This window comes from Chryseobacterium sp. AC417 (assembly GCF_979258215.1).
Map to the genome: position 1 here is coordinate 88577 of NZ_OZ409845.1, position 18376 is coordinate 106952.

General features: G+C 34.0%; 19 protein-coding genes and 1 tRNA gene. 16 read left to right on the top strand and 4 right to left on the bottom strand.

Annotated elements, in window-relative coordinates; genetic code table 11:
* Positions 1–90: 90 nt before the first annotated feature.
* Positions 91–1011, bottom strand: a complete 921-nt coding sequence (gene miaA / locus ACZZ9T_RS00460; RefSeq protein ID WP_463440477.1) for a tRNA (adenosine(37)-N6)-dimethylallyltransferase MiaA — start codon at positions 1009–1011, stop codon at positions 91–93.
* A 43-nt stretch (positions 1012–1054) separates the two neighbouring features.
* Between miaA and ACZZ9T_RS00465 the strand changes: the two genes are divergently transcribed.
* The 7 genes from ACZZ9T_RS00465 (at position 1055) to ACZZ9T_RS00495 (ending at position 6234) form a co-directional block, all read left to right on the top strand.
* Complete coding sequence (locus ACZZ9T_RS00465) at positions 1055–1912, top strand: YicC family protein (RefSeq protein WP_463440478.1); 858 nt, start codon at positions 1055–1057, stop codon at positions 1910–1912.
* Positions 1913–2007: 95 nt separating this feature from the next.
* On the top strand, positions 2008–2571 hold the full coding sequence (gene gmk / locus ACZZ9T_RS00470) for a guanylate kinase (RefSeq protein WP_463440479.1): 564 nt from the start codon (positions 2008–2010) through the stop codon (positions 2569–2571).
* 98 nt (positions 2572–2669) lie between these two features.
* On the top strand, positions 2670–3689 hold the full coding sequence (gene nadA / locus ACZZ9T_RS00475; protein WP_463429489.1) for a quinolinate synthase NadA: 1020 nt from the start codon (positions 2670–2672) through the stop codon (positions 3687–3689).
* A gap of 105 nt (positions 3690–3794) precedes the next feature.
* Complete coding sequence (gene folB / locus ACZZ9T_RS00480) at positions 3795–4181, top strand: dihydroneopterin aldolase (RefSeq protein WP_463442967.1); 387 nt, start codon at positions 3795–3797, stop codon at positions 4179–4181.
* Positions 4182–4208: 27 nt separating this feature from the next.
* Positions 4209–5477 (top strand): DUF4403 family protein, encoded by a 1269-nt coding sequence (locus tag ACZZ9T_RS00485; protein ID WP_463440480.1) that lies wholly within the window; start codon positions 4209–4211, stop codon positions 5475–5477.
* Between the two features lie 127 nt (positions 5478–5604).
* Positions 5605–6114, top strand: a complete 510-nt coding sequence (locus tag ACZZ9T_RS00490) for an RDD family protein (protein ID WP_463440481.1) — start codon at positions 5605–5607, stop codon at positions 6112–6114.
* Positions 6115–6163: 49 nt separating this feature from the next.
* A tRNA-Cys gene (locus ACZZ9T_RS00495) sits at positions 6164–6234 on the top strand.
* Between the two features lie 103 nt (positions 6235–6337).
* Here the strand turns inward: ACZZ9T_RS00495 and ACZZ9T_RS00500 are convergent.
* On the bottom strand, positions 6338–6628 hold the full coding sequence (locus tag ACZZ9T_RS00500; protein WP_463440482.1) for a DUF3817 domain-containing protein: 291 nt from the start codon (positions 6626–6628) through the stop codon (positions 6338–6340).
* Positions 6629–6797: 169 nt separating this feature from the next.
* Between ACZZ9T_RS00500 and ACZZ9T_RS00505 the strand changes: the two genes are divergently transcribed.
* The 9 genes from ACZZ9T_RS00505 (at position 6798) to ACZZ9T_RS00545 (ending at position 16102) form a co-directional block, all read left to right on the top strand.
* Entirely contained in the window at positions 6798–7328 is a 531-nt protein-coding gene (locus ACZZ9T_RS00505) for a glycine zipper family protein (protein WP_463429494.1), read from the top strand.
* Between the two features lie 55 nt (positions 7329–7383).
* Positions 7384–9021, top strand: coding sequence for an LIC_10190 family membrane protein (locus tag ACZZ9T_RS00510; protein WP_463440483.1), 1638 nt, complete (start codon positions 7384–7386; stop codon positions 9019–9021).
* Positions 9022–9071: 50 nt separating this feature from the next.
* Positions 9072–10142, top strand: a complete 1071-nt coding sequence (gene aroC, locus ACZZ9T_RS00515; RefSeq protein ID WP_463440484.1) for a chorismate synthase — start codon at positions 9072–9074, stop codon at positions 10140–10142.
* A gap of 18 nt (positions 10143–10160) precedes the next feature.
* Entirely contained in the window at positions 10161–10724 is a 564-nt protein-coding gene (locus tag ACZZ9T_RS00520; RefSeq protein ID WP_463440485.1) for a thioredoxin family protein, read from the top strand.
* Positions 10721–11260 (top strand): TlpA family protein disulfide reductase, encoded by a 540-nt coding sequence (locus tag ACZZ9T_RS00525; RefSeq protein WP_463429498.1) that lies wholly within the window; start codon positions 10721–10723, stop codon positions 11258–11260. The genes ACZZ9T_RS00520 and ACZZ9T_RS00525 overlap by 4 nt, the downstream gene beginning before the upstream one ends.
* A gap of 83 nt (positions 11261–11343) precedes the next feature.
* A complete protein-coding gene (locus ACZZ9T_RS00530; protein ID WP_463429499.1) occupies positions 11344–11688 on the top strand; it encodes a YkvA family protein in 345 nt (114 codons plus the stop codon).
* Positions 11689–11848: 160 nt separating this feature from the next.
* A complete protein-coding gene (pyrF, locus tag ACZZ9T_RS00535) occupies positions 11849–13222 on the top strand; it encodes an orotidine-5'-phosphate decarboxylase (RefSeq protein ID WP_463440486.1) in 1374 nt (457 codons plus the stop codon).
* Between the two features lie 59 nt (positions 13223–13281).
* Entirely contained in the window at positions 13282–14505 is a 1224-nt protein-coding gene (locus tag ACZZ9T_RS00540) for a hypothetical protein (protein ID WP_463440487.1), read from the top strand.
* Positions 14489–16102, top strand: coding sequence for a hypothetical protein (locus ACZZ9T_RS00545; protein ID WP_463440488.1), 1614 nt, complete (start codon positions 14489–14491; stop codon positions 16100–16102). Before ACZZ9T_RS00540 ends, ACZZ9T_RS00545 begins: the two co-directional genes overlap by 17 nt.
* A gap of 53 nt (positions 16103–16155) precedes the next feature.
* On the opposite strand, the gene ACZZ9T_RS00550 is transcribed toward ACZZ9T_RS00545, so the two are convergent.
* Both ACZZ9T_RS00550 and ACZZ9T_RS00555 read right to left on the bottom strand, forming a co-directional pair.
* On the bottom strand, positions 16156–17013 hold the full coding sequence (locus ACZZ9T_RS00550) for a lamin tail domain-containing protein (protein ID WP_463440489.1): 858 nt from the start codon (positions 17011–17013) through the stop codon (positions 16156–16158).
* Between the two features lie 226 nt (positions 17014–17239).
* On the bottom strand, positions 17240–18229 hold the full coding sequence (locus tag ACZZ9T_RS00555; RefSeq protein WP_463440490.1) for a T9SS type A sorting domain-containing protein: 990 nt from the start codon (positions 18227–18229) through the stop codon (positions 17240–17242).
* Positions 18230–18376 lie beyond the last annotated feature (147 nt).

Sequence of the window (18376 nt, forward strand, 5' to 3'; positions counted from 1 at the left end):
TTGCTTAAAATTAATAGAATACTAATGTTTTCAGGTAAATTTAATAAAGAAAAGTCGAATGAATCATTTTCTAAAAGAAGAAAAATAAAATTATTTGCTTTTTTGTGTAACAATATATTCAATCAGGTTATCAAAATCTTGTTCAGAATATCCCAACTTTAAATAACGAATATCATTTGCTTTTCGATACCATGTTAATTGGCGTTTTGCAAATCTCCGGCTGTTTTTCTTGATTTCAGAAACGGCAAATTCCAGATCCCATTCTCCATCAAAATATTTGAATAATTCTGCATAGCCAACCGTGTTCAAAGCGGTCAAATGCTTAAATTTCTCTAAACTTTTTGCCTCTTCCAACAAACCATTTTTCATCATAACATCTACTCTTCTGTTGATTCTGTCATACAGTTCCTCTCTCGGAGCTTCAATTCCGATTCGGATAACATTAAAATCTCTGGAATCTTGTGATACAGCAATCAACTCAGAATATTTTTTATCTGTTTGCCAGATAACATCAATAGCTCGTAAAAGTCTTCTGTGATTATGAAAATCTACGACTGAAAAATATTCAGGATCCAATTCTTTCAGCATTTTCTGAAGTTTCGCAATGTCTTCATGATCCAGAATTTTCTGAAGTTTTTCCTGATTTTCTTCATTGGCTTCAGGCAAATCATTCAGACCTTCAATAACTGCTTTTTCATACATCATACTTCCGCCAACCAAAATAACGGAATCATATTTTTCAAAAAGTTCGTTGAGTTTTCTTAAAGCATCTTCCTCATATTGTCCGATCGAATAATATTCCTGAACCGAAAGATTTCCTATAAAATGGTGAGTTGCTTCTGCCAGTTCTTCTACAGACGGAGAAGCTGTTCCGATGATCATTTCTTTAAAAAACTGGCGCGAATCGCAGGAAACAATTTCTGTACTGAAATATTTTGCCAAGTCAATTGCCAATCTCGTTTTTCCAATTCCGGTAGGTCCTACAACAGAAATCAAATTTTTCGCTTTCACAGTGCTAATTTAAATGTTTATCTTTGTACGACAATAAAAAACTATGATTTTATCAATGACCGGCTTCGGTAGAGCCGAAGGTGTTTTTGAAGGAAAAAAAATTTCGATCGATATTAAATCACTGAACAGCAAGAGCTTTGATTTGAATATTAAAATTCCTTTGCGTTACAAAGAAAAAGAATTTGAAGTAAGAAAAATTCTAAACGATAGAATCATCCGCGGAAAGGTAGATTGCTACATTAATTTGGAGAATCTTGAAGAAACCAATGATGTGAAAATCAACAGAAGTTTAATCGATTCTTACATGAATGAGCTTAAAAAAATCGCCTCAGACGGACCAGATTTTGAATACCTCAAAATGGCAGTAAGACTTCCGGATGCCATCACTTCCAGACCAGACGAACTGAATGAAGGCGAATGGGAAACTTTGGCTAAAATTGTCAATGCTGCAGTTGATAAATTTCAGGAATTTAGAAAAACGGAAGGAAACATTCTTCACGAAGAGCTGGAAAGAAATATAAAAAATATCGACAAATACCTTTCACAAGTTATCCCTTATGAAGAAGTGAGAATCAATGCGGTAAAAGAACGTTACATGAAAACTTTAAAAGAGTTTGAAAACGTTGACGAAACAAGATTTTACCAGGAGATGGCTTATTTTACTGAAAAATTAGACATTCAGGAAGAAAAAGTAAGACTTTCCCAGCATTTGAAATACTATTCTGAAGTGATGGAAAATGAAGATTTTAACGGGAAAAAATTAGGATTTATTTCACAGGAAATCGGAAGAGAAATCAATACTTTGGGTTCAAAAGCCAATCACGCAGAAATTCAAAAACTGGTCGTGATGATGAAAGATGACCTGGAAAAAATTAAAGAACAAACGTTAAACGTGTTATAAACAGTTATAAGTTATGAATGATGAGTTGTAAGTTGCTTGTTGCACACTTTTCGAATAACTCATCATTCATAATTCATAATTCATAACTAAAAAACATGAATAAAGTTATCATATTTTCAGCGCCGTCGGGAAGTGGAAAAACAACATTGGTAAAACATTCACTGGAAGCCATTCCTGAACTGGAATTTTCCATCTCATGCACTACGAGACAGCCGAGAGGAAGTGAGATACATACCGTTGATTATCATTTTATTTCACCTGCTGAATTCAGACAAAAAATTTCCGAGGATGCTTTTGTAGAATTTGAGGAAGTATACACCGATAAATATTACGGAACTTTGAAATCTGAGGTAGAAAAGATCTGGAATCTCGGAAAAGTTGTTATTTTTGATGTAGACGTTAAAGGCGGAATTTCATTAAAAAAATATTTTGGTGAAAGAGCATTATCAATATTCATAGAACCACCTTCCATTGCTGAATTGGAAAGAAGACTGATCACACGAAACACTGATGATGCCGAAACCATAAAAACCCGTGTAGAAAAAGCAGAAGAAGAGCTTACCTACGCAATAGAATTTGACAAAATCGTGATCAACAGCGATTTAAGTGAAGCAAAAAAAGAAATAGAAAGTTTAATAAAAAATTTTATTGGGAGTTAAAGGCTGGATGATTGAAGCTGGAAGTTTGAAGTGTAACATCAAAATTCTAATTTCTAATTTCTAACTTCTAATTTCTAATTCTAAACACTAAGGCTGAAATGAGCACAGAAACATTAGACAAAGCAAAATCAAATCTTCCGGTAAAAGGATTTTTAGATTTGAAAGATATAGCGATTCCTCAAGGGGAAGATCTTGTGAAAGCGATTCTCCAACTGAAAGAAGAAAAAAATGCCGTTATTTTGGCGCATTATTATCAACCGGGAGAAATTCAGGATATTGCTGATTTCCTGGGAGACTCTCTTCAATTGGCAAGACAGGCGAAAGATACAAACGCTGATATGATTGTATTCTGCGGAGTGCATTTCATGGCAGAAGCTGCAAAAATTCTGAACCCAACCAAAAAAGTTGTTCTTCCTGATACGATGGCAGGATGTTCTTTGGCAGACGGTTGTTCAGGAGAAGGTTTGAGGAAAATGCGTGAGCAACATCCAAATGCTTTAATTGCAACTTATATCAACTGTAACGCTGAAACAAAAGCAGAAAGTGACATCATTGTTACCAGTTCAAATGCTGAAACCGTGATTGAAGCTTTACCAACCGACCGACCGATTATTTTTGCTCCGGATAAAAACCTGGGAAGATATTTATCTCAGAAAACGGGCCGCGACATGATTCTTTGGGACGGAAGCTGTATTGTACACGAAGCATTTTCTATGGAAAGAATTGCAAAACAACTGGCAGAAAATCCTGATGCTAAATTGATTGCACACCCTGAAAGTGAAGAAGCTGTTCTTAAATTAGCACACTTTATCGGTTCGACTTCTGCTCTTCTGAATTTTGTTGAAAAAGATGACTGTCAGAAATTCATTATTGCCACTGAAGAAGGAATTCTTCATGAAATGAGAAAGCGTGCGCCACATAAAGAGTTGATCCCTGCTTTGGTTTTTGACGAGAGCTGTAATTGTTCAGAATGTTTTTACATGAAACGAAACACAATGGAAAAACTGTATCTGTGCATGAAATATGAACTTCCTGAGATTATCATTGAAGAAGAGCTTCGACTGAGAGCGTTAAAGCCTATTGAGGCAATGCTTGATCTTTCGAAAAGCATCAAATAATTTAAAAGCGGGTTTTTACTCGCTTTTTTTACTTGAAACTTATCACTTACTCTATCATTATATAATTGAAGTTAAAATAAGTTTTTAATCAATTTCAAAAACAAAATTATGAGCAAAATATTTTTAGAAGACATAAAAATCTACGCTTATCACGGCGTTCTTCCGGAAGAAAATATCATCGGAACATATTATATTTTGAATGCAGAAATTCATACGGATCTTTGGGATGCAGCAGCTTCTGATGACCTGAATGATACCATTAGTTATGCAGATATTAATGAAATCATTCATAACGAAATGAAGATTCAATCTAAATTACTTGAGCACGTTGCAGGAAGAATTATTACTAAAATCAACGAGAAATTTAACCAGATTTCTTATATCAAACTAAGAATTACCAAAACCAGTCCGCCCATGAAAGGTGAGCTTAAAGGCGCAAGCATTGAGCTGGAAAAAAGTTTTCTATTAGGCAGAATTACAGAAAATGAGTAATTTCCATTAAAAAAAATTCAAAAGACAGTGAAAATATTTAATATTCTATTTTTATCACTCTGCATTGGTATTTTTGGGCAGAACGCAACGCAGAGTGCTGCTGTTTACAATTTTCCTAAGATAAAATCGAGCATTACAATGCCTGTGACAATTCCTTTGTCGGAAATCAGTAATATGATTAATGCTTCGGTGAAAGACCTTATCTTCCAGGATGATTCTTATACCGATAACGATAATGACCAGTTTAAGGTAAAAGTTTGGAAAACCCGACCTATACGACTCGTTGGAGACGCCAATCAAAATATTCTGATTGAAGTTCCTTTAAAAATATGGGCAGAAAAAGGCATCGGAACTTTAGGAGTTTATACCTACCAAGAGACGACTTTTGAAACCGTAATGTATTTTAAAACAGCATTAAGTTTTAAAAACAACTGGTCAATAAGCACTTTTACACAACCAATGGGTTTTAAATGGGTGAAAAAACCTGTTCTCGATTTCGGAAAAATTGAAATTCCTATTACTTCTTTGGTAGAAAAAAGCCTGAAAGAGCAACAATATAAATTCTGCAAAACCATTGATCAGCAGATGGCTTCACAGCTGAACTTCCAACAGTATGCAGTTTTAGCGTGGAATGCTTTTTCGCAGCCTTTCAATATTTCTGAAGAATATAATACCTGGCTGAAAATCACTCCCATTAATGTCAATATTACTCCACTTAAATTCTACGGAAATCAAATTGATACCAATATTGGGATTGATATCTTCTCAGAAACCTTTACGGGAACGAAACCTGAATCCTCACAACCTGCAAGAGCCGTAATAGATTTTAATTTTATTCCTCTTTTGGCAGATAAATTTGTACTGCAGACCACTGCAAATATTCCGTTTTCTGAAGCGACCAATATTGCAAAAAAAACTTTTTTGAATAAAGAATTTGACATCAGAGATTCTAAGGTGAAAATTATTGACATCAAAGTGTATGGCGAAGCAAACCGAATTATGATAGAAGCAGAAATGGAAGGATATGTCAACGGAACGGCATTTATTTCCGGAATTCCGGTTTATGATGAACTGAAAAAGAAAATTGTGCTTTCTGACACTAAATTTAAACTGAAAACAGCCAATATTTTACAGAAAACCGCAACGCTTTTATTTAAAGGAAAAATTGTGAAAATGATGAGAAGACGAATATGGAATTCCTACTACGGATCTAGAAACCTCTTCGAAGAAAAGCATCGAAGAAGCCTTCAACAAAGAATATTACAAAGGTCTGAAGATGAGCGGAAAAGTATTTAACTTAAAACCTAATCAAATTTTTCTGAACCCATCCGGAATCACCGCTGTGATTGATACCAACGCAAATCTAAGATTTACATTAAAAGGATTTTAAAATTGTTATAAAACTAAAAACCATAATTAAACTATGAAAAAACATTTGAAAATCATTGAAAACAACAAAGCTTCAAAAGGAATAAGATTTGTCAATTTTATTATCGACAGAATTCTCATATACTTATTATTTTTCCTTTTTGGTTCATTTTCTGTTTTGCTTTATGAGCTTTTCAATATCGAATCTTTGATTAAAATAACCAATCAGCTTGCTCAAATGACCAGATTTCAAGATATTATGGTTACTTTAACTGTTTATTTACTATATATTTTTTTGACGGAATACTTTACCAAAGGGAGAACTTTGGGTAAATATATTACAGGAACAAAGGTTGTAAGTATTGACGGAACAAATCCTAGTTTTCAGGAGTACTTAATAAGAAGTGTTTCGAGAATCGTGCCTTTTGACGGTCTGTCATTTTTTGGAGAAAACGGTTGGCATGATACCTGGAGTGACACCAGAGTAATCAACATCAAAAATTATCAGGCTGAAAGACAGACGAAAAGCGAGATAGACAATCTGGGAAATAAAGAAATAGCCTAAAAAATTTGTTTAAATTAGAAAATCCTCTATATTTGCATCACTAAAAAATGGTACTTTGGCCGAGCGGCTAGGCAGTGGTCTGCAACACCATCTACAGCGGTTCGAATCCGCTAGGTACCTCACAAAAACCCTATTCTACTGATCATTCAGAGTTTAGGGTTTTTTTATCACTATTAGAGATGCTTTATCAGAATAGCACCGACAATGATTTGTTTTGAATGAATTACAGGTTTTTCTCGTACTCTTTCTTTAATTTTTTATCCAAAATAAAAGGAATAAAAGGCAATACTGATCCAACAAGATAAATAAAAACTCTTTTCAAGCTCCATTTATACTGAAAAGTCGCTATAATTAAAACCACCATGAATACAAGAAATAAAACTCCATGTATCCAACCAAAATATTTTACAGGTTCAGGAATATCAAATATATACTTCAGTGGCATTGCAACGAAAAGTAAAATAAGATATGAAACACCTTCAGTAAGAGCTATTTTGCGATATGTAATAAGCATATAATAAGTTTAAATTAGGATTCCTAATTTACTATTTTTAATGCGCCTTAGGACCCTGCAGCAATGAATTATCAAATTTTAACATTTCATTAACTAAAACTTGGCTTCATAATTGAACATACCACATCAGACAACCTTAAAGTTGCTTAATCTTTAAAAAATTTGAGTTATGAAAAATATATTGTTAGCAGGAGTTTTGTCGGTGATTACACTGACTGCCTGTAAGAAAGACGATCAAGTTGCAGAAAAATCTCTCGAACAACAAAAAATAGAATTTCAGGCGAGACAACTTGAGATTGAAAAACAAAAACTCTCAATAGAGAAAGAAAGATTTGCTTACGAAGCACAAAAAAGAACTGACAGTTTAGCTGAAGTTGAAAAAGCTAAAACAGCTGCAGCAGCCAAACCACAGGTTATTAGAGAAACAAGAACAATTTACAGAGATAATCAATCTTCTAATAACAATGTTGCCAGTAACAGTGGAAGTTCATCTCAAGGGACGACAACACAGAAAAAAGGAATCAGTGAGGCTGCAAAAGGTACCGCAATTGGTGCAGTGAGTGGAGCTGCATTAGGAGCTATTGTTAATAAGAAAAACCGTGGCGGAGGTGCAGTAGTAGGTGGAGTTATCGGTGCTGCGACGGGTTATACTTTAGGTAGAGCTCAGGATAGAAAAAGCGGACGTGTTCAGCCAAGATAATTAAATCAATTTCATATACATAAAAAGATTGCTTATTTTTAAGCAATCTTTTTTTATGCTTTTTATTCTCTACTCTACGATCATCATCATTCCAACACTCCTAGGTTGCGGAAAATTTTTTGAGATTATTTTCAGAACACAAATGTTCGAAGGTGTTTCTGCAAAAATGATTTTGGGAATTTTTGGAATTAGCATCATCTGGACTGGTCTTTCTTTTTTTACTTCCTTAAATTTATTTGTAGAAATCCCTACAATTTTATTGGGTTTGTTCTGCTTTTTCAAAGAAAAATTATATTTGAAATTGTATCAATTTTCGAAAAAAGAATATATCTTTTTATGTATCAGTATAATCGTAATTTTATTTTGCAGCTCATTCTACCCATATATATTAGATCACTTTGGATATTATATTCCCAGCATACAATGGTTAAAAGAATATGGTTTGATAAAAGGAATTTCAAATTTAGATCTTGTACTCGGACAAATGTCGGTCTGGCATATTTTTCAGGCAGGATTTTCAAATTTTGCCGATCCTTTTTTAAGAATAAATGCTGTTTTGCTTATTGTTTACATCATTTATATTACAGAGAAAAAAAGCTGGATTCAATTGTGTTTTCTTCCGATTTTGCTTTTGTTTTCACAATCTCCAAGTCCTGATTTACCGGTGATTATTTTTTCTTTAATTCTTTTAAATGAAATATTAGCCGGCAATAAAAACATTTCTCTCCTGTTTGCATTTTCTGCTTTCGTTTTTGCGATAAAACCAACAATGATCTGGCTACCGATTTTAGCATTCCTCTACGCTGTCTTTATAGTAAAATCTCCATTTAAAACTTTAATTTCGGGCGTATTTATTCTTTCATTATTTGTTATAAAAAACATCTGGACATTCGGCTACCCTATTTTCCCGGTATCATTGATCGATTTTAATTTTAGCTGGAAACCTAGTGCAGAATTATTAAAATCATCATCAGAATATGCTATTTTAAAAACCTTCGATAATCAATATTCTTACACAGAAATTCAAAAATTCACAACATTCGATTACATTAAAAATTGGTTATTTCTTAATGGAATTAAATCCTTCATCAATATTTTATTTATTTTAAGCTTAATTGTTTTTACCATTTTTACCTTCATTAAAAAAAACAAAATCATCACCTTCATATGCATTTCATTAATTATAAAAAGCGCTTTGGTTCTACTTTTTTCAGCGCAGTACAGATTTTTTATGGATGTGTTTTTTGTGATAATTTTTGTCATGCTTGCCAAATATTTTACGAAAAAACAGTCAATGATCGTTTATGCAGTTTTGAGCATAATTTTCGTAAGCTTTACAGCTTTTCCATCTTTCGTTGCCCAATTCATCCCGAGTTATAAAATGTCATCTTTTATGGGGAAATTAGAATGGAAACAATTGTACAAACCTTCTACATACGAATACAAAAAATACCATTCTTTTGAAACCGGAAATCTGAAATTTAATGTTTCCGAAAAATATCCTTTTAACTTTGACACGCCTACTCCTGCAATTTCTGAAAGTTTTATTTTTGATTACCAAAAAGCAGGAATCTTTCCCCAATTAATTGACAAAAATGACATCCGTAACGGTTTTATTTCAAAAAAAATGACTCCGAAAGAACAAAAACAGGTTGAAAAAGTCACAGAAAAAATAAAAAACTCCTATAAATAGTATCTGTTCAAAGACTTTAATATCTGAATAAAAATCGGTAATTTTGTGCTATGTTCAATACTTTAGGGAATCTGCTCAGCTTGACGACTTTTGGTGAAAGTCATGGTTTGGCATACGGTGGAATCATCAATAATTTTCCGGCAGGTCTGGAAGTCGATGTAAACAAAATTCAACACGAACTTGACCGAAGAAAACCTGGTCAGTCGGCAATCGTTACACAAAGAAAAGAAAGTGACACCGTAAAATTTCTTTCAGGAATTTTTGAAGGAAAAACGACCGGAACTCCGATTGGTTTTATAATCGAAAATGAAAATCAGAAGTCGAAAGATTATGATCACATTGCACATTCATATCGCCCGAGTCATGCAGATTTTACATACGACCAAAAATTTGGGATCCGTGATTATCGTGGCGGCGGAAAATCTTCTGCGCGCGAAACCATCAATTGGGTTGTAGCAGGAGCTTTGGCAAAACAGCTTTTATCTAATATTGAAATTAATGCCTACGTTTCTTCCGTAGGTGAAATTTTCTGCGAAAAACCATATCAGGCTTTAGATTTTTCTAAAACCGAAAGCAATGAAGTTCGTTGTCCGGATACAGAAACTGCCGAAAAAATGATTTCAAAAATCAAGGAAATTAAAAAAGAAGGCAACACAATTGGCGGTACAATCACTTGTGTTATCAAGAATGTTCCTGTAGGAATCGGAGAGCCTGTTTTTTCTAAATTGCAGGCAGAATTGGCAAAAGCAATGCTGAATATCAACGCATGCAAAGGTTTTGAATACGGAAGCGGTTTTTGCGGTGCAAAAATGACCGGAAGCGAACATAATGATGAGTTCAATACTGACTTTACCACAAAATCTAATCTTTCAGGTGGCATTCAGGGCGGAATTTCAAACGGAATGGATATCTATTTCCGGGTAGCTTTCAAACCCGTTGCGACCATTTTAAGACCTCAAGACAGCGTTGATAAAGACGGAAATGCCGTAACTGTAGAAGGAAAAGGCAGACACGATCCCTGCGTTGTACCGAGAGCTGTGCCGGTTGTCGAAAGTCTTGCAGCATTTGTTTTAGCCGATCTTTTTCTGATCAACAAAACGAGAAATTTAAATCATTTTTAAACATAAATATTTTAGGTAATGCAAAATTACTGGAACCAAGCAATCAACTTCGAAGAATATCTTCAAATTGCCCATCAGAGACTCAATAATCCTGACAATGAAAAAGATATTGAATATAAACCATACTATGAACTCGGCATTCAGAGAATGGACAGAACGCTGAAGAAATTTTTAATTGACGAAGAACAGCTGACCCAATTAAAATCAAAGAATTTTGACGGAAAGATTTTAATTATTTCTGAAGCCTGGTGTGGAGATGCGAGCGCAACCGTTCCTGCTTTGGTTACATTTTTTGAAGGTCAGAATGAAGTGAAAATTTTCCTGAGAGACAGCGACACCAGCCTGATTGATCAATTTTTGACCAACGGCACACAATCTATCCCGAAAGTTATTATTTTAGACGAAAATTTTAATGTAAAAGATTCTTGGGGACCTCGACCAAAATATGGTCACGAATTGCTACTGAAATACAAAGCTCATCCTGAAGAATATACCAAAGATCAGTTTTACAATGATCTGCAGGTGTATTATTCCAGAAACAGAGGGAAAGATTCTATTCAGGAAATTTTAGAATTATTATGAAAAAATTAATTACTTATATTGTTGTTCTTGTCGTTTTAGGAACTATTTTTCTTGTTCCGGGAATCAGAAATACTTTGAAAGATCTGTTCTTGCCGGTTGCAACCATAGAAAGTGCCGTACATATTGAAGCTGATGATTACGATATTGATCTTCAGGGGATTAATGTTCCGAGCACGAATATGAAAAATTTCAGGAATAAACCTGTTTTTTTGAATTTTTGGGGAACGTGGTGTCCGCCTTGCAGAAAAGAATGGCCTTCAATTCAAAGATTATATGACCGAAGAAAAGAAAATATTGATTTCGTTTTAATTGCGATGAAAGATGAAGAAGCAACGGTAAGAAAATTTTTAAAAGAAAACAATTACACTGTTCCTGTTTACATTGCTCAAAGCCCAATCTCTGAAAAATTACTCCCAAAGGTATTCCCTACAACCTTTCTACTCGATCATAACGGAAGAATTCTCATCAAAGAAGATGTATCAACTGATTGGGATGCAGAATCAATCCATCAGTTTATTGATAATATTATTAAATAACTTTAACTTAAATTTATAATTCCTTGGTACAGAATTTGTGAAGTATAAAGAGTTTAAAATTAGTCACATAAAACAAACACAAAATGAAATATTCAAAAATTAATTTAGCAAAGCAGGCAATCAGCCACAAGGGATTTGTAAAAAAAATACCGGACATCTTCAGAATGGTGAATTTGTGGAGGAAAGGTGAATATCCTGTAAAATCAATTAATCTGATACTTCCGTTAGTGGGTCTTCTTTACGTAATTTCACCCATTGATATTATTCCGGATTTTATAATCGTAGCAGGAGTTTTAGACGATATTGCGGTATTATCTTTTGCCATTCCTAAACTCATCAGAGAGGTAGATAAATTTTTACTTTGGGAAGCCGAACGAAAATATGGTACAGAAGGATCAAGAGTAATTGATGCTGAGATCATTAACTAAAATTAAAACCATTCTTAACAGGATGGTTTTTTACATTAATTAAAATTATTATAATTCCGTAAGAGTTAAGAGCATTGCAAAAATCACAATCGACAATTTGCACATCATATTTCTCTGTTCCCTTTCAAATCCTTAAATTTGCAACATCTAATAAAAAATAATGGAAAGTAAAAAAGAATTCTTTTTGGAGTGCTACAAACTCGGCATCATCAAATTCGGAAGATTTACCTTAAAAAGCGGGATTGAAAGTCCGTTTTATGTAGATTTACGACCTTTGGCTTCAGATCCTAAAATTTTGAAAAATTTAGCTAATTATTTACTGGAAATGCTTCCTTTGGATAATTTTGATCTGATCTGTGGAGTTCCTTATGCAGCACTTCCTATGGCTACAGCAATGTCTCTGGAGAGTTATATTCCATTAATTATTAAAAGAAAAGAAGCCAAAGAATACGGAACCAAAAAAATGATTGAAGGGATTTATCAGAAAGGACAAAACTGTCTTTTGGTAGAAGACGTGATTACTTCCGGAAAATCTTTGGTAGAAACCATTGCTGAAGTTGAGCAGGAAGATCTTAAAGTTGCTGACATTGTTGTCGTTTTAGACAGAGAACAAGGCGGAAAACAGCTTCTGGAAAGTAAAGGCTACAGAGTTCATACCCTTTTCAACATTTCGGAAGTTTGTACAATTCTTCAGGAAAACGGAGAACTTTCCGATGATGAAGTTAAAAGAATTCAGGATTTTCTACAGGGAAATCACATTCAGTTCGAAGAAAGAACAAGACCTTCTTATCAGGAGAAATTTGAAAATGCACAGCATTCTGTTTCAAAAAAATTATTAGAGATTGCTTTGGCAAAAGAATCAAATCTTATTGCTTCGGCTGATGTTACAACAACTCAGGAACTGCTGGAATTGGCAGACCATGTAGGACCACATATTATCGCTTTAAAAACACACATTGATATTATTTCTGATTTTGATTATCAAAATACCATCGTTCCATTAAAAGAATTGGCTTCAAAACACCAGTTTTTATTAATGGAAGACAGAAAATTTGCAGACATTGGAAATACGCAGGAACTTCAGTTTACAAGTGGCGTTTTCAAAATTACAGATTGGGCGGATTTTGTGACATCTCAGTTGATTGGCGGTTTTGAATCTTTAGACTGTTTCAAAAATGTAGGCGTAGTTGCGATCATCGGAATGTCATCAAAAGGAACTTTAACAACAAACAGCTACAGAGAAGAAGCTTTAAAAGTTGCCCTGTCACATCCCAACGTAATTGGCGGAGTGTCTCAGAATCAGCTTCCCGAAGACATGTTATTGTTTACTCCGGGCGTAAATCTTGCAGACTCCGGTGACGGAAAAGGTCAGCAATACAATACTCCGGATCATGTTTTTAAAATTCTTCATACAGACTTCATGATCGTAGGAAGAGGAATATACAAATCTGAAAACCCCGGAGAAGCTGCTATAACTTATAAAAATGAGGGTTGGAAAGCTTATTTGAATTCTTTGCAAAAAAATGCAATTTAGCCGTAAATTCATATTTAATTATATCTAAAATAAGTTATATTTGATACTTTATCATCATTTTGAAAAAGTTTAGCATTTGTCTTTTTTTGTTTTGGGGAGTTGTGCAGATTTATGCACAGAAAGACAGCATTTCGGTTGCTGCAAAATTATCTCAGGACAAAAAATTCTTAGACGTTAATCAGGAAATTATTTATCATAATCATTCTGAAAAACCCTTAGACAGTATTAAAATTCTCAATTGGGTAGCTGCGTACAATAAGAGAGAAACCTCTTTGGTCTACAGAAAACTTGAGGACCGAAATAACAGTCTTCACTTTGCAAAGCCCGAATTATTAGGTAAAATTTCAGGCTTCAAAATTAACAGCGAAAAGAATCAGCTAGTTTCTGTAAACAGTGTTTCTGAAGAAAATTTGTTTTTTGTTTTAAATCAGCCTTTAAAGGTTGGTGAAAGCATCAAATTAGAATTACAATATCAGATTCAGCTTCCTGATAAAAAATTTACAGGATATGGAACTTCTGAGAATAATATCGCTTTAAAATATTTCTTTATTGTTCCGGATCACTTTGATCCGGGCAATATTTCTAAAAGGGATTACCTGGACATTGAAGAATCGGTGAATTTTAACACCCATTGGAAGTTTGATTTTGAAGTTCCTGTCAATTATTTCATGGCCGGAAATCTTCAGCAGACCAGTATCAATTCTTTTAGTGGATATTTAGATTCTGATCCTGAATTTGTGATTTCACCCAATCAGTTTCCAACGATTAAAGTAAATACTGAAGAGATTCAGACCGAGATCAAATTCGGCTATACGATGAGTCCGCAGGAGATTCAGAATCTGGAGTTTTTCCTTCCGCTTCATTTAAAATTCATCAAAGAGAAAATAGGTTTTATCCCACAAACTCTTTTTATTTCAGATAAATTCAGAGCTAAAGAAGATTTTTTCGGAAATAATGACATCAGCTTCTGGAAATTCAGGTTTAAATTATTCACAGATGCGGAAAAGGTTGACCTCGATTATTTCGGAATTATTACCAAAAAAATTCTGGACGAAAACATTATTACTGACAAACAAGACCATCATTGGTTTAAAAACGGACTGAAATCTTATCTCGAAACTCAATATCTGAAAAAATTCTACGGAGAAACCAAACTTTTAGGCAATCTTCCCGAAACCAGTGTTTCTGGGAATCAAACCTTTAAAATGGTTTCATGCATCCGATGTAAAGTTACTCGACCGATATGGTCTGGCTTACCAATACATTATGTCTCAAAATCTTGATCAGAAAATTGATGAACCTTTTTCTGAATTGAGCAATTTCAACGATATGGCGATCAGCAGCTTTGAAACGGGAAGCCTTTTCAGTTTTTCTGCTGACAAAATGGGTGAAGAAAATTTTAATAATTTAGTTAAAAAATATATTGCAGAAAACAGAGATCAGGAAATCAATCCTGAAGAGTTTCTGAAACAGCTTTCAGAAAAAGAACCTTCAACAGATTATTTAACGGAGTTTTTAAAGCATAAAAAAAGAGTTAATTTTAAACTTAAAAATTTTAAGGCAAAAGATGACGCTCTGCAAATCAATATTGCAAAAAATACAGATGATGCTATTCCTGTAAAACTTGAAACTCAGACAAGACAGGGCGAGCGACAATCATACTGGATAGAAACTGAGAAAAACGAAAGAAAAAAAACCGTAAATCTTCCTGCTGAAAACATCTATAAAATCACTCTGAATAATGATTACATTTTTCCGGAAGCCAATTACCGGGATAATTTTTTATACACAAAAGGTTTATTTTCAAATTCAAAAAAAATTAAATTTAAATTCATAAAAGATATTCCCAATCCTGAGTTTAATGAAATTTACCTGAACCCAAGAATCAGATTTACCAATACCTATGACAAATTTCTGATCGGTATGAATTTTAAAAACCAGTCATTGTTTGATCAGAAATTTCTGTATTCCATCACTCCCTCTTTCAGTACAGGTACAGGAAAACTTACCGGTTCCGGAGCTGTTGCGTATTCATTTCTTCCCGCTGAAAGCATCGTACAAAACCTTACGTTTGGCGTTTCCGGATCCTATTTTCATTATGATTTTGATCTGGCGTACCAAAAAGCCTCTTTATATTCAAATTTGAATTTCAGAAAAAACCCTCGGAGTACAGTGAGCCAGGGAATAAGTCTTTCATACAATTATTTCCAGAGAGATCTGAATGCCAAGATGATTGCTGAGCGTGATTATGATAAATATAATCTTTGGGCTTTAGGTTATGGGTTTGCCGATAACCAGATGATTCATGAGAAAAGTTTCAGCATCAGTACACAGGCAATGCAGGATTTTAATAAAATCACAGGTGAGGCATTTTACAGATGGGAATTTGCCCCTAGACAAAAATTGAGTCTGAGATTATTTGCCGGATATTTTGCGAGAAACGAAACGAGAAACAATACTTTCGATTTTGGAATTGCCAGAGTTTCAGATTATTCTTTTTCTTATAATCTTCTTGGGCAGAGTGCAACGGGTGGAATATTGTCTCAGCAATTTATTTTGGCAGACGGAGGTTTTAAATCATTTATTCCGGGAACGGTTAATCAGTGGATTACCTCATTCAATGTTGACACCAGTGTCTGGAAAATTTTCCATTTGTATGCAGATGCAGGATTTTATAAAAATAAAAATAAGCCCACACAATTTATTTGGGATAGTGGCGTGAAAGTAAGGGTAATTCCTGATTTTCTTGAAATTTATTTCCCTGTACAATCTTCTTTAGGTTTTGAGCCCGGTTTTAAAGATTACGGAAAACGCATCAGATACACGTTGATTCTTAACCTGAGTACAATCATCAATGCTGCGAGAAGAGGTTGGTACTAAATAAAAAACAGCTATCCAATGACAGCTGTTTCATATGAATGTTAATTAAATAATTAATCTTTCGAAATTTTCTGAGAAACCGGTTGGTTATTCACCATTCCTGTAACGATATAGTTACCTTTTTGCAGTTCAGCAATATTTAAAGTTGCTCCTTTTACTGAAGCTGTTTTCACGATCTGTCCTGACAAACTGTATATTTTTACATCTTTCACATCGGCTCCAAATATTATTTCTTCATTTTTAATCAATGAGTTTTTGATAAATTTGCCTCGTGTTGTATTATTAGACACATCAGATACAGCCAATGTTCCGGATTGCGGACTTGCTAATGAGACTGTAAAATCAATAAAATTATTATTGGTATCACCGGAAATTCTGCTAATTGAATTCAGGATAGTAGGCGAAGGAGCTGCTGCTGTTCCCTCATACTGATTTGCAAGACCATAACCTACAAAGTCTAAAACGTTTGATGCTGTTGGACCTGTGACTTGAGTATTGTTACTTGCCAAGGCCACTTTTCCTGAAGTAAGACCGATTGCCAACCCAACTCCTACCAATGGACCGGAACCATCAAAATTGACTACTAAATTTACAATTAAGTTAGGATTAACCAGGTTGATCAATCCCGGAAGACCATCAGAACCTTCCTGAATTAAATAAGTCTGCCCTGGACTGAGTGTGATGTTAGGTATTGTATGATATTGCGAAAAACCGCCAGAAGCTGAGCCATATTGTATCGTCGCGCCATTCAGAGATGCTGAAGTCGGACCAATATTTTTCAGTTCTATGAAATCATTTGCCAGTGTCGCTCCTAAAAGTCCGCCACCGGTATAAATTTCATTAATTACAATCTGAGCATTAGAGAATGCTGTTATCGAAACAAGTCCGATAAAAGTAAATACTTTCTTCATAATGATAATATGTTTTGGTTTGTTTAAAATAGCAGCAAATTTAATACCAATATCATAAATTAAAGTTAATATTGTTAAATATTTGTTAATCTAATTTATCTATCATTATTAGATTTTTGTTATATAAAATTTATAATGTAATTAAAATGACTTTACAGTAGGACATAAACAAAAACTGCCATTTCAATGAAATGGCAGTTTTTTATGGTTAAAGAATTAATTCAGATTAGTCTTTCAAAATTTTCTGAGAAACCGGTTGATTGTTTACCGTTCCTGTTACGATATAATTTCCTTTTTGCAATTCTGCAACGCTGATTGCAGCACCTTCTTTTACCGAACCAGTTTTTACAACCTGACCTGTCAATGTATATACTTTTAAATCTTTCACATCAGCTCCGAAAGTAATTTCGTCATTTTTAATGAAAGTATTCTTGATGAAGTTTGATTTTGATTTGTTGAAATCTGAAACCGCTAAAGTAGCAGATGGCGCAACTTGTGCCCATGTTGTACCTATTCTCAGTTCATCAATTTCCACACTTGGGGTTTCAGTAGCACTATCTTGTCTGAACATAAATCCTGAAATAGAGGTCAAATCTGTACCTGTATGACTATCAGTAATAGTTGGTGTAGGTTCAGTAGATCCGCCAGTTACAGGATTAACCCATAATTTAACCGTATCATCGCTTGTACCTGCGCTGTTAAAGGTATAAGCAACTACAACTAAATATGTTTGATTGACACTGTAATTACCTGTCCAAGTTGTATTTGCCGCAGTACCTGTTCTTACTTCTAATCCAAACTGTAAAGTATTATCATCTACCCTTTTTGTCCATAATGAACCACCAAAATTAGTAGCATTCTGATTGAAGTATGATAAATAACCTCCATTAGCCTCTGTAACTCCTGCCATAGAAATCGGCTTTATTAAAAAAGAATAATACATAGTTCCTGCACTTACAGCATTAAGAGTTAAACCTGTATCAATACCCGCACCTGCAAAACTAATTTTATTTCCTGTTGACGTAGGTAAAGAAGTAGAAGTTAAATTACCAGAAACAATTGCTATATCATCACCTGAATTTGCAGCCGTCCATCCATTTTGAGTTTGCAAGGCTGTTCCTGTGTAATCAAAACCATCATAATACGGTAGTGAAGTCTGAGCTTTCGAAATTGTACTTAATACAATAACGCCTAAAATTGTAAAGATTTTTTTCATAACTTAAATTTTTAATTATTAATAATTTACCATGCAAAATTAGAGGATATTTTTCATTTGAAACAATATTAAGGTTAATTTTCTGTTAATAATGCTAAAAGCCCTATCGCTCACATTTTTTAGTTATTTTTACCAATTATTTCAAAA

Coding starts and splice junctions, on each gene's coding strand:
- aroC (WP_463440484.1), top strand. CDS start 9,072: ATGTTCAATACTTTAGGGAATCTGCTCAGCTTGACGACTTTTGGTGAA.
- ACZZ9T_RS00510 (WP_463440483.1), top strand. CDS start 7,384: ATGCTTTTTATTCTCTACTCTACGATCATCATCATTCCAACACTCCTA.
- ACZZ9T_RS00500 (WP_463440482.1), bottom strand. CDS start 6,628: ATGCTTATTACATATCGCAAAATAGCTCTTACTGAAGGTGTTTCATAT.
- pyrF (WP_463440486.1), top strand. CDS start 11,849: ATGGAAAGTAAAAAAGAATTCTTTTTGGAGTGCTACAAACTCGGCATC.
- ACZZ9T_RS00505 (WP_463429494.1), top strand. CDS start 6,798: ATGAAAAATATATTGTTAGCAGGAGTTTTGTCGGTGATTACACTGACT.
- ACZZ9T_RS00525 (WP_463429498.1), top strand. CDS start 10,721: ATGAAAAAATTAATTACTTATATTGTTGTTCTTGTCGTTTTAGGAACT.
- ACZZ9T_RS00490 (WP_463440481.1), top strand. CDS start 5,605: ATGAAAAAACATTTGAAAATCATTGAAAACAACAAAGCTTCAAAAGGA.
- ACZZ9T_RS00465 (WP_463440478.1), top strand. CDS start 1,055: ATGATTTTATCAATGACCGGCTTCGGTAGAGCCGAAGGTGTTTTTGAA.
- ACZZ9T_RS00550 (WP_463440489.1), bottom strand. CDS start 17,013: ATGAAGAAAGTATTTACTTTTATCGGACTTGTTTCGATAACAGCATTC.
- ACZZ9T_RS00555 (WP_463440490.1), bottom strand. CDS start 18,229: ATGAAAAAAATCTTTACAATTTTAGGCGTTATTGTATTAAGTACAATT.
- gmk (WP_463440479.1), top strand. CDS start 2,008: ATGAATAAAGTTATCATATTTTCAGCGCCGTCGGGAAGTGGAAAAACA.
- nadA (WP_463429489.1), top strand. CDS start 2,670: ATGAGCACAGAAACATTAGACAAAGCAAAATCAAATCTTCCGGTAAAA.
- ACZZ9T_RS00530 (WP_463429499.1), top strand. CDS start 11,344: ATGAAATATTCAAAAATTAATTTAGCAAAGCAGGCAATCAGCCACAAG.
- ACZZ9T_RS00545 (WP_463440488.1), top strand. CDS start 14,489: ATGTCTCAAAATCTTGATCAGAAAATTGATGAACCTTTTTCTGAATTG.
- ACZZ9T_RS00520 (WP_463440485.1), top strand. CDS start 10,161: ATGCAAAATTACTGGAACCAAGCAATCAACTTCGAAGAATATCTTCAA.